General features: G+C 58.4%; 9 protein-coding genes. 7 read left to right on the top strand and 2 right to left on the bottom strand.

The window, feature by feature from the left end; genetic code table 11:
• Positions 1-459: 459 nt before the first annotated feature.
• On the bottom strand, positions 460-1,467 hold the full coding sequence (locus MSL71_RS23305) for an isocitrate dehydrogenase (protein ID WP_180145821.1): 1,008 nt from the start codon (positions 1,465-1,467) through the stop codon (positions 460-462).
• A gap of 553 nt (positions 1,468-2,020) precedes the next feature.
• On the opposite strand from MSL71_RS23305, the gene MSL71_RS23300 reads away from it, so the two are divergent.
• The 5 genes from MSL71_RS23300 to MSL71_RS23280 all read left to right on the top strand — a co-directional run bounded on the left by MSL71_RS23300 (position 2,021) and on the right by MSL71_RS23280 (position 7,466).
• A complete protein-coding gene (locus MSL71_RS23300; protein WP_180145818.1) occupies positions 2,021-3,460 on the top strand; it encodes an acyl-CoA dehydratase activase in 1,440 nt (479 codons plus the stop codon).
• The gene (locus MSL71_RS23295; protein ID WP_180145815.1) at positions 3,457-4,503 is read left to right on the top strand and encodes a 2-hydroxyacyl-CoA dehydratase subunit D; all 1,047 of its coding nucleotides are present in this window, start codon (positions 3,457-3,459) and stop codon (positions 4,501-4,503) included. Before MSL71_RS23300 ends, MSL71_RS23295 begins: the two co-directional genes overlap by 4 nt.
• Positions 4,500-5,849 carry a 2-hydroxyacyl-CoA dehydratase subunit D gene (locus MSL71_RS23290; RefSeq protein ID WP_180145812.1) on the top strand — a complete coding sequence of 450 codons (1,350 nt, stop codon included), beginning with the start codon at positions 4,500-4,502 and terminating at the stop codon, positions 5,847-5,849. Before MSL71_RS23295 ends, MSL71_RS23290 begins: the two co-directional genes overlap by 4 nt.
• A 213-nt stretch (positions 5,850-6,062) precedes the next feature.
• Positions 6,063-6,458 (top strand): FxsA family protein, encoded by a 396-nt coding sequence (locus tag MSL71_RS23285; protein WP_180145809.1) that lies wholly within the window; start codon positions 6,063-6,065, stop codon positions 6,456-6,458.
• Positions 6,459-6,521: 63 nt separating this feature from the next.
• Entirely contained in the window at positions 6,522-7,466 is a 945-nt protein-coding gene (locus MSL71_RS23280; protein ID WP_180145806.1) for a ChaN family lipoprotein, read from the top strand.
• A gap of 83 nt (positions 7,467-7,549) precedes the next feature.
• Here MSL71_RS23280 and MSL71_RS23275 read toward each other — a convergent pair whose 3' ends face one another.
• Positions 7,550-7,909, bottom strand: a complete 360-nt coding sequence (locus MSL71_RS23275) for a winged helix-turn-helix transcriptional regulator (protein WP_180145803.1) — start codon at positions 7,907-7,909, stop codon at positions 7,550-7,552.
• Between the two features lie 312 nt (positions 7,910-8,221).
• Here MSL71_RS23275 and MSL71_RS23270 point away from each other — a divergent pair, with 312 nt between their 5' ends.
• Entirely contained in the window at positions 8,222-9,373 is a 1,152-nt protein-coding gene (locus MSL71_RS23270; RefSeq protein WP_180145800.1) for an iron-containing alcohol dehydrogenase, read from the top strand.
• Between the two features lie 769 nt (positions 9,374-10,142).
• A complete protein-coding gene (pncB, locus tag MSL71_RS23265) occupies positions 10,143-11,318 on the top strand; it encodes a nicotinate phosphoribosyltransferase (protein WP_246317890.1) in 1,176 nt (391 codons plus the stop codon).
• Positions 11,319-11,323 lie beyond the last annotated feature (5 nt).

Genomic DNA, 11,323 nt, shown 5'->3' with positions numbered 1-11,323 from the left:
GTCAAACACACCGACAAAACCCATTGAAGCCCGGTCAAAAAACAGCCATGCAAAGAAACGCCATGGAAAACCGCTTACGGCGCCATGCCATCCCACGACAGGTGTCCATTCTGCTTTTGCATCAGCCCGAACTTTATCAACAATACTGACTGCGACCTTTTTGATTCCGACACACACCATCCATGGGCTTGTTGCCTTTGATGATACCCCATAAGCTCCGTATGTCAATGCTTACAGAGAACACAAAGTAAAAAACGCGAAGATAAAATTAAGGAAAAAATATCAGGCAGGATAAATACCTAACTTTAAGGGCGGGAAACCGGCGGAAAAGGCGGACGCCTGAAGGGGATCAAACGGATGTCTCCGGCGGCAGGGTAAGCCGCCTTTATCAAAAAGCGCACCGCCGGAGGCATGATCAACGTTGTTACAGGGACTTGTTGCCCGGGTGAAACACCCGGATCAGAGGCGGTCCATGACGGCCTGGGTGAAGTCCGTGGTACCGTGGGCCCCTCCCAGGTCACGGGTGGTGCGATCCCCTTCCTCGATGACGGCGGTGACGGCCCGGCGAATGGCCTCGGCCTTCTCCTGCATGTCGAGGTACTCCAGCATCTGGATGGAGGCAAGGATCACGGAGGTGGGGTTGGCCAGGTTCTTGCCCGCAATGTCCGGAGCACTGCCGTGAACGGCTTCAAACAGGGCGGCGTTGTCACCGATGTTGGCCCCGGGAGCCATGCCCAGCCCGCCGACGAGGCCGGCACACAAATCGGAGATGATGTCCCCGAACAGGTTGGTGGTGACGATGACGTCAAACTCTTCCGGGTTCATGACCAGTTTCATGCAGGTGGCGTCCACGATCATCTCGGCGGTCTCGATATCGGGGTACCCGGCGCTGATCTCCCGTGCCACGTCCAGGAACAGCCCGGAGGTGGATTTCAGGATGTTGGCCTTGTGGACGATGGTGACTTTTTTCCGTTTCTCTTTTCGAGCCAGCTCATAGGCAAACCGGACAATACGCTCGGCACCCTCACGGGTGACCAGGCTCATGGCCTCTGCCGTGCACCCGTCTTCCGACACGGTCTGGCCCAGCCCGGAATACATGCCCTGGGTGTTCTCACGCACGGTGATGATATCGATGTTCTCGTAGCGGGCCTGGGTCCCTTTAAAGGATATCACCGGGCGCAGGTTGGCGTAGAGGTTGAACTGCTTGCGCAGGGTGACGTTGATGGAGGTGAACCCCTTACCGATGGGGGTTGTCAGAGGCCCTTTGAGGGTCACCCCGTTCTTTTCAATGAGGTCCAGGGTGCGCTGGGGCAGAAGTTCGCCGTGCTTCTCCAGGGCTGCAAGCCCCGCGTCTGCAAACTCATACTCAAAATCGCATCCGGCCTTGTCCAGGATCTGAAGGGCCGAATCAATAATATCGGGACCGATCCCGTCTCCGGGGATCACGGTGATTTTACGTTGTGCCATGACTATTCCTTTCTTAGGTGCCGCCCTTTCAGGACGGCTTACGGGCAATGACGGATTTTAAAACAGGGGGTAGTACGTCATCGTAACAGTTCACTTTCATTGGGTGGAACCTTTTGTACAGGAGATGCCCTTGGACCTCAAGGCCTTGCCGCAGAAAACAAGTCCCGCACCCAGCCCAGTACAACACCGGCCCCAGCTCCCATGCCCTCATCATACACCCCCGGCAGACGTTTTCAACCGACGAAGGTTTTCATCATCTTTTCAACAGGTTTCAAAACACCACCCACCCTGGCCCTCCCTTTTTCATTCCACCCTTGTCGAATGAAGGATCTTATGGTAATCCTCTTTCGATACCACAAACATTTTCCCACAAATGGGCAACGCCTTGAAAACATGATGATATCATCACATATCACCCATGACGTCGGCTAAGGCAGCACCACGGGAGACCTGGGTTGGTCTTATGCGGCGATCACAATCCGAACGTCGTTTCCAGCATAAACTCCGGTTCACAACCAAAAACATATACCCACACCAACAAAAGAGACACTGCATGACACCTAACGGCACACTCTCAGAACATACGGGCGCAGGCTTTGCTTCCCTGCCCCGGACCCCGGGACAGATTTTCTACAGGATCCCCTACCTCTTTCTCCAGAAGGCCAAAGACCGCGTTCAGGAGGCCTGGGAATCCGTGGCCCCGGTCATCGACACCCTGAAAAAGGATGCGCGCCACCACGCCATCGAAGGGGAAGAGGCGGCCTCGTTTACCTGTGAAGACGGCTCCCGTGTGGAGATCAGCACCACCGTCTCCGACCTCTGGATCAAGGCCGAAGCAGCCGACCCGGCCCCTGCCTCCCCGTTCCAGAAAATCGACGAGCTCATCAAGGGGCTTAAAAAACCTGCCTACAAATACATCTGCGAAAAAACCAGGGTCCTGGCCTTTCCCCTGGTCTCCGGCACCTGGAACGACACCGTCAAGGGATTCATCGGCCTGGACGCCGGTTCCATCTCCATCAACATCGCCTTTGTGGATGAAGCGGGCGTGGTTTTTGAAACCGACTACACCCTCACCGAAGGGGACGTCATCAACAACATCAAAAAAGCGTTCTCCCGGCTGTCGGCAAAGCTCCCCGCCAACATCGACATCCTGGGCTCCGGGGTCACCGGCAGCGGCCACGAGATCTCCTCGGCCCTTCTGGGGGCCGACGTTTATGAGACCGAGCTGGACGCCCACGCCGAAGCCACCCTCCACCTCCTGCCCGACACCCAGGTCATCTTCGATATCGGCGGCCAGGACTCCAAGGTGATGTACATTGAAGACGGCGAGCTCGATGAAGCAGGCATGAACAAAAAATGCGGGGCGGGTACCGGCTCCTTCCTCGACGCCCAGGCCGACCGGCTGGGCATTCCCATCGAAAAATTCGGGGAGACGGGCCTCAAGGCCAAAAAGCCCTACAGCTTCTCCAGCATGTGCACGGTCTTTGTGGGCCGCGACCTCATCGCCGAGCAGGCCAAGGGCAACACCAAGGAGAACATCATCGCAGGGCTCCACCGCTCCCTGGCCATGAACTTCTACGCAACCCTCGGCATCAACAAAAAGCACCTCAAGACCCCCATCGCCTTCCAGGGAGGCGTGGCCTCCAACATCGGCGTCAAAAAATCCCTGGAGGACCTCCTGAGCGAAGCCCGGGGCGAAAAGGTCGAACTCTACGTCCCCATGCATCACAAGGTGATGGGCGCCATCGGCATGGCCCTGTTTGCCCGGGACGAAGTGGAAGAGCGCGGATCTTTCCGAGGCATTGAAACCATCCAGGGAATCACCTCCGAATTCACCGAGTGCACCCGTGCCCAGGAGCTTGGCTGCAACAAGACCATGCTCTGCGACCTGGTTCATCTTTCCAGGGGCGAAGAGGTGGTCCAGACCCTTTATGCCTGCGACGCCTACGCAGCCACTCCCATGGCCTCCTCGGCCGAAAGGTCGGCCCAGTGAAAAAGATAGGATGGTTCTGCACATACACCCCCCTGGAGATTCTCCACGCGGCAGGTGCCCTTCCCGTGGGCATCAAATCCGATTCCGGGGCCGAGCATGAAGACGTGGTCCTGGGAGACTCCATCTGCTCCTACGTCCGCTCTTCCATGGGAGGCGCCCTCACCGGGGCCTACGACGCCCTCTCCGGCGTGGTCATCGCCCACTCCTGCGAGTGCATGCGACGCCTGGCCGACGGCTGGCTCTACCGCCAGGACGAGATCAAACCTGCCATGCTCCACCTTCTGGACGTTCCCAAGGTGGTCACCAATGCCAGCGTCTCCTTTTTTGCAGGGGGCCTGCGGCGCATGAAAGAGGATGTGGAGGCCCACGCCGGCCCCATCACCGACGAGGCCCTGCGGGCCTCCATGGCCCTCTTCAACAAAACGCGGACCCTGTTCCGCGAGGTGGACGCCTTGAGAAAAGAGGAGGCCACAGCCGTCACCGGACGCGAAGTGGAAGCCCTCATCACCGACTCCTGGGACATGCCCAGGGAAGAGCTCAACAGCCGCCTTGAAGCCTTCATCTCTGAAAAAAAAGGCCAGACCGGAGACAAGGACGCCCCGCGCATCATGGTCATCGGCGGCCCGGGCAACGGCTCCCTTATTAAAACCATCGAGGCCACCGGCGGCGTCTCCGTGGTGGAGCACATGTGCACCGGCCTCAGGGCCTTTACCGGCGAGGCGACCCCGTCGGACGACCCGTACAAAGAGCTGGCCAGCCTCTACCTTTCCGGCACGCCCTGCCCCCGCATGCTCGGGGACAAGTCCCGGGAGGCCATCGAGGAGATCCAGCGCCTCATCACCGAATACCGGGTGGACGGGGTCCTCTACTACTCCATGAAATTCTGCGCCAACATGCAGATGCAGTGGGCCCTTTTGAAAAACGACATCCCCGTGGGCGTGCCCATGAAGGTCCTCGAAGGCGACATCAGCTCCGAGATCAACGAGCGTGAGGTGCAGTCATTTATCAAGAGACTCAAAAAACGACGAAAGAGAAACCGATGAACCGAGCGGAGATGATACAAGAGAACACGGAGCAGCGAAAAGTCCAGGTAAAGAACCTGCTCCGCGTCAACGGCCTGGAGGGAATCGAGCCCGGAGATGCCGTCAAGATGGCCTTTCCCAAGGCCTTTGACACCCTCTCCCCCTCGGCAAAGCGGGGGTACCTCAACACCGAGCAGTTTTTCAACGCCTACAACCTCAACACCAACGGGGAGTTTGCCTACCACAACGTGGCCTGGCGAAGCCTCTTTGTGCCCACGGAGATCATGTACGCCATGGGCCTGCTCCCCTTTACCACGGAGATGGTGGCCTCCCAGCTCGCCATGACCGGTGCGGCCCGGGAGCGCATCGAGACCGCCGAGGCCCACAACTTTTCCGGGGACCTGTGCTCCTTTATGAAAACCGTGGCAGGGGGCGTCATCGAAGATATTTTCCCCACCCCGGATGTGCTCATCACCTCCACCCACCTGTGCGACCCATCGGCCAAGTACGCCGAACTGGCTGCCCACAAGTACAAGCGCCCGGAGTTTATCCTGGACATCCCCTACGGCCTCTACGACCTGGCCGCAAGCACGGACGAAAAGGATATCAAGCGGGTGGAAGAGGGTGTGGACTACGTCTACGAGCAGCTCCTGGAGATGGTGGCCTTTGTCACCGAGCACACGGGTCTCACCCTGGAAGACGAGACCCTGCGCCAGGTCATCCGCTGGACCAACGAAGCCCGAACCTGGCTCAACGAAGGCAACGACGTGGTGCTCCAGCAGCGTACCGCGGCAAAGAAAGGGGTGCGGGAGCTGGACTACGCGGCCAACCTCATGCAGACCTGGGGCACCGAGCGCATCGTGGACGTCTACAAGTCCCGCTGCAAAGAGTACAAAGGAAGCACGGCAGCGGGTGAAGACGACAGCCGTCCCCGCATCGCCTGGTTCCACCTGCGTCCCTACTTCAAGACGCCTCTCATGACCTACCTGGACGAGCGCATCGACATCTCCGCCTCCCAGGTGAACTACGCATTCTGGGAGCCCCTGGACCCGGCGGACCCCATCCGGTCCATTGCCCGGCGCACGGTGCTGCACCCGGCCTTTTCCTCGGTGACGGCCAGAACGGGCATCGCCATCGACGAGATCCCCGAGGACACCGAAGGCATTATCGCCTACTACCCGAAGTCGTGCAGGCACTTCCACGGAGGCTCCATCATGGAAAACGAGATGTTCAAAAAAGCGGGCATCCCCATCCTCACCATCGACGGAGACTGCATCGACGACCGCGGGGAGGATTTCCCCATCGTCAAGACCCGCGTGGACCGCTTCCTGAAATCCATCAAGAAGCACCCCCGCAGCAAACGATAGCACGGTTCAAAAACGGCCTCCGGCGAACCTGCCGGAGGCCTGCTTTTTCCACCCACGTTCACCATAGAAGGCGCCTTTGGCCTTTCCCCCTGTATCCTGTGACCACGTCCACACATCCCCTCCCTTGCTTGACATTTACGGGATCGGTCCCATCTTGTGGTGAAACCGCACAACTGCGGGTTACTTTCACGGATTCATATGGAGACTGTCCCCATGGTGTTACGTCTTTTTCTTTTGTTTACCCTGGTCCCCGTCATCGAGCTGTGGCTCCTCATTAAGATCGGCTCGTTCATGGGGGCCTTTGCCGCCCTTGCCCTGGTCATCGGCACCGGCATTGCCGGGGCATCTCTTGCCAAGATCCAGGGTCTCCAGACCGTCATCAAGATCCGGGAGTGCATGGACCAGGGGATCATGCCCACGGAAGAGCTCATTGACGCCCTGATGATCCTCATTGCAGGGATCGTCCTGGTCACCCCGGGCCTTCTCACCGACGTCGCCGGGATTCTCCTTCTGATCCCCGCCTCCAGGGCCCGCATCAAGGCCTGGGCCAGGGACGCCTTTAACCGCCGCATCGAAAGCGGAAACATCCGCATCCACCGCAACTTCTGACCCGCCGATGCCCACGCGGGCTCCCCTTGTGCCGGGGGCCCGCCACCCCACGGGAGTTCAGCCATGAACCGAGCCTTAAGCACCCTGGGCCTTTTTCTGGGAACCCTCCTGTTTGCCGCCGGATGCCTGGGCACCGGTCGCGCCGCCATGGAACCGCCCCGCTATACAATCATTGCCCCGGACGGCACCCGGATCAGCCGAGACGCCCTTCTCACCGCATCGGCCCGGGCCGATGTGGTGCTGGTGGGTGAAACCCACGACAACCCCTCGGCCCATCACCTGGAATACGCCCTCTTCAAAGAACTCCTTGAAAAACGAAGCGCTGAAGAGCCCTCCACCGGGGTCGTCCTCTCCTTTGAGATGCTGGCCCGGGACCTCCAGGGCGTCACCGACGAATACCTCTCGGGGCTCATCACCGAGATGCACTTCATGGCCGCCTCCCGTCCCTGGGGCAACTACACCCACGCCTACCGCAGGACCCTCAACCTGGCTAAAGAGAGGGGGGCTCCTGTCATTGCGGCCAACGCCCCGAGGCGCTACGTGAACCTGGTGGCCCGCAAGGGCAGAGAAGCCCTGGGTCAGCTCAGCCCCGAAGCCAAAGCCTGGATCGCGCCCCTGCCCTATGAAGGAGCGTCACCAGCCTACCGCGCCAAACTGGAGGCCCTTGAACGGCACATTCTTCACGCGTCGCAAAAAGACAACCCCCACGGCACCAAGGCCCCGGGCTCGCCCCCTTCCACCATCAACACCGATGCCCAGGCCCTCTGGGATGCCACCATGGCCTGGTCCATTGCCGAGGCCCGACATCAATACCCCGGAGCCCTTGTCATGCACATCTCCGGCATCTTCCATTGCGAGGGCGGCCTGGGCATCCCCGAGCACCTTGCCCTTTACGACCCTTCGGCATCCATGATCATCATCACCATCCGGCCCCCAAGCCATGACGACGCCCTCCCCGCCTTTTCCTCGGATCGATCCATCCCGGAGTACCTTGTGATCACAGACTAAAAAAAGCCCGCCATCCGATTCCTGCGGACAACGGGCTTTATTTTTATTGTGCCGGATCCCCTTTTCGAGGGAAAAAAGACGCTCTATTTCCCCCTGCCGTCCCGGTGGTCAAGGTACTCCCTGGACCACGCATTGAGGTCCTTTAAAATGGGGCTGAGCTTCCGGCCGATATCGGTGAGGGAGTATTCCACCACGGGCGGAACCTCCGGGTATATCTTCCTGCTGACGAGCCCGTTTTTCTCCAAGGCCCTCAGCTGCTGGGTCAGCATCTTCTGGGTTGCCGACGGCATGATCTTCCTGAGTTCTCCGAACCGTTTGGTCCCTTCGGTTGCCAGGGTCCAGACAATCAGCGGGACCCACTTTCCGGAGAGAAGCTCAAAGGCCACCTCCACCTCATTGACATAAGAACTGCAACTCACTTTATGGGTCCTGTCCTCCGGCATGATGCGCCTCCTGCCTTCCGTTTCTTCGGTATGATCTATCGTACCACATTTTTCCTGTCATCATCTCATCGCCCCGCCGGGCGGCAAAGGCCCCTGGCCTATGCCATTGCCCCACAGGTATCCCGTGCCATAACACGAAATTGAACCAAACCGAAAGATAGTTCCCTTTTGGGAACCACGTCTCCAAAAGCATACTGAAACACGAAAAAGTGCCTACTTTACAGGAAATCCTTAAAAAGGTTTAGTGCATCTCGCCGGGCAAAAGAGTGCCCGTCAAGCAACCAGAGACACCCTTTCAATGAAGGAAAAAACATGACCACTTTTATTGTCCCCAAAAATATCTTCCACGGCCTGGGCTCCCTTGAAAACCTGAAAACCATCGAAGGCACCAAAGCCGTCATCGTCATCGGAGGCAGCTCCGTTAAGAAAAACGGCGTGCTGGAAAAAACCCAAAATTTTCTTTCGGAAGCCGGTATTCAATCGGCTGTTTTTTCCGGAGTGGAAGCCGATCCGTCCATTGATACCGTCATGAAAGGCGCAAAGTTCTTTGCCCAAGAACAGCCCGACGTCGTCATCGGCCTGGGAGGATGCTCTGCCATCGATGCCGCCAAAGCCATGTGGGTCTTTTATGAGTACCCCGAATCCACCCTTGAAGAGCTGGCGGCTCCCTTTGCGGTCAAAACCATGCGCAACAAAGCCATCTTCGTTGCCATCCCCTCCACAAGCGGCACGGGCACCGAAATCACGGGTCTTTCTGTTATCACCGACAGGGAAAAAGGGACAAAGTACCCCATTGTTTCCCACGAACTGACCCCTGATGTGGCCATCATCGATGGTGAGCTCTGCGCCAGCATGCCCGGACACGTCACCGCCAATACCGGCCTCGATGCCCTGAGCCATGGCGTAGAAGCGTACGTCTCCAACATTGCGGACCGCTACAACGACGCCCTTGCAAAGGGATCCATCGACCTGGTGTTCAAGAATCTTCCCAGGGCCGTGGCAGAACCTGATGAACTGGAGACCCGCCAGGCCATGCACGATGCCTCCTGCATGGCAGGCATGGCATTTACCAATGTATGGCTGGGCATTGTCCATGCCATGTCCCATCAGGTGGGCGGCACCTTCGGGATTGCCCACGGTTGCGGCAATGCCATCCTCATGCCCAACGTCATCCGCTTCAACGCCAAGGTCACCGGGAAGTACGGGGACCTGGCAGCACTGTTCGGAAAAACCACGGCCGAAGAGTTTGCCCGGGAGGTCGCCGGATTGACCGCATCCGTCGGCGTGGCCGATTCCTTTAAGGCGTGCGGCATTGATGAGGAGCAGTGGAACGCAAAACTGGATGCCATGACCGAACATGCCCTCAAGGATCCCTGCACCCTCTTCAACCCGAGAAAACCGACCTTTGAGGAGATCAGGGCCATCTACCAGGCGTGTTACGACGGAACAGCCATCGATTTCTAAATCCGAAGCTGACCTCCGGTCATGCCGAGCCACCTGCGGCTCTGACGCAGGCCGTTGCCTCCGGCGGGTCGCTTTAAGCCGGGTCTGGTCATTCGTCAAACCTGTTTGGCAAACGTTTTAAATAGTTGGACCGCAGCGGGGCTGCCGGAGGCATAAACCAAATGCGTTGCCCTGAGTTCAGAGGCCTTGAATATGGGTGACCTTGGCTCGTGAAATATCCGGGCAAGGGGGGGGGGAGTGATTTTAACACTCCTCCCTTTTTTGCATGGCTGGAATTTGTTTCCATAGGGCGTTATCCGGATGAAATGGCAGTAAATGTTTAGTCCTAAGAAGTGGAAGAGAGCGGGATTTGGGGCCGATCCACACAAAAGGCCCGGCAGGTCCGGGCAAACCTGTACGCAAGTAAAATGAGACCACCTCACACCCTCATTTTCCGGCCGTCCCTCTGCCGGAGACCGAAGGCCCACCATGTCACGGATGACCACCTTCAGCCATTGAAATTGCACCCTTACCAACCGGTGGTTATAGTTTTGGTAGTAACGACATAAATTCGGCTTGACATTTGATGCAGTGGGTATACCTTTGGCTAACGCCCGGATGATACCCAACAACCATCAACCCGGTTGAAACGGCTGCAAAACGGCCATCCGGGCTCGATGCATTCGCCCTTCCGCAGCGCGCTGCGGAGTTTGACTCCGGGAGACCCCACAGGGCCCCCCTTGAGAGCTTGCCGCCTTTTTCGGCGCCACAACATGTGGAGATCCATCCGTTGACAACCCCGATTATTCAATCATTGCTGGACACCGACCTGTACAAACTCACCATGATGCAGGGCGTTCTTCATCAGTTTCCCTGGGCGGAGGTGGAGTATGAGTTCCGCTGCCGCAACCTGGGCATCGACTTTGCCCCCGTCATCGACGGAATAGACCGAGAACTGGACCACCTTTGCTGTCTGCGATTTGAAAAGGACGAGCTGGACTTCCTCCAGAGCCTGCGCTTTATCAAGCGTGATTTCATCGAATTCCTTCGCCTGTTCCAGCTCAACCGCGAATTCATCACATCGGAAATGGAAGGAGACGATTATGTGCTGAGGATCAAGGGGCCCTGGCTCCACACCATCTTGTACGAGGTGCCGGTCCTTGCCATCATCAACGAGCTCTACTTCCGCCACAACCACCCCGACGCCGACCTGGCCGAGGGTCTCTCCAGGCTGGAAGAAAAGATCGATCTCGTTCAGTCGGAAAACAGCAAGGGCCTGCCCCTGAAGTTCTCCGACTTCGGCACGCGCCGCCGCTACTCCCGGGACTGGCATGAAACCATCATCAAGACCCTGAAAGACGCCCTCCCGGACAACTTCATGGGCACCAGCAACGTCTATTTCGCCTGGAAGTACGACCTCACCCCCGTGGGCACCATGGCCCACGAGTGGCTCATGGCCTGCCAGGCTCTGGGGCCCCGGCTTGTGGACAGCCAGAAATTTGCCCTGGAACACTGGGCCCAGGAGTATCGCGGAGACCTGGGCATCGCCCTCTCCGACGTGGCCGGGTTCAAGGCCTTTCTCAAAGATTTCGACATGTACTTTGCCAAGCTCTTCGACGGGTGCCGCCACGACAGCGGGGACCCCATCGCCTGGGGTGAGGACCTCATCACCCACTACCAGGGCCTGCGCATCGACGCGTCCTCCAAGGTGGGGGTCTTCAGCGACGGCCTCACCTTTCCCCGGGCCATCCAGATCGCCCGCCACTTCAAGGACCGCCTTATCACCTACTTCGGCATCGGCACCAACCTCACCAACGACGTGGTGGGGGAGCCCCTTCAAATCGTCATCAAGATGACCCGCTGCCAGGACACCCCCGTGGCCAAGCTCTCCGACTCTCCGGGCAAACAGATGTGCGACGACAAGGGCTACCTGGCCTACATGAAGCGGGTGTTCGGCAAGAGTTGACACAA

The sequence above is a fragment of the Desulfoluna butyratoxydans genome (assembly GCF_900699765.1).
Lineage (GTDB): Bacteria > Desulfobacterota > Desulfobacteria > Desulfobacterales > Desulfolunaceae > Desulfoluna > Desulfoluna butyratoxydans.
This window is presented reverse-complemented; position numbering and strand designations above follow the sequence as displayed.

Excerpts from the sequence above, each read along its gene's own strand:
- MSL71_RS23270 (WP_180145800.1), top strand. The coding sequence starts at position 8,222 with ATGACCACTTTTATTGTCCCCAAAAATATCTTCCACGGCCTGGGCTCC.
- MSL71_RS23275 (WP_180145803.1), bottom strand. The coding sequence starts at position 7,909 with ATGCCGGAGGACAGGACCCATAAAGTGAGTTGCAGTTCTTATGTCAAT.
- MSL71_RS23285 (WP_180145809.1), top strand. The coding sequence starts at position 6,063 with ATGGTGTTACGTCTTTTTCTTTTGTTTACCCTGGTCCCCGTCATCGAG.
- MSL71_RS23280 (WP_180145806.1), top strand. The coding sequence starts at position 6,522 with ATGAACCGAGCCTTAAGCACCCTGGGCCTTTTTCTGGGAACCCTCCTG.
- MSL71_RS23300 (WP_180145818.1), top strand. The coding sequence starts at position 2,021 with ATGACACCTAACGGCACACTCTCAGAACATACGGGCGCAGGCTTTGCT.
- MSL71_RS23290 (WP_180145812.1), top strand. The coding sequence starts at position 4,500 with ATGAACCGAGCGGAGATGATACAAGAGAACACGGAGCAGCGAAAAGTC.
- MSL71_RS23305 (WP_180145821.1), bottom strand. The coding sequence starts at position 1,467 with ATGGCACAACGTAAAATCACCGTGATCCCCGGAGACGGGATCGGTCCC.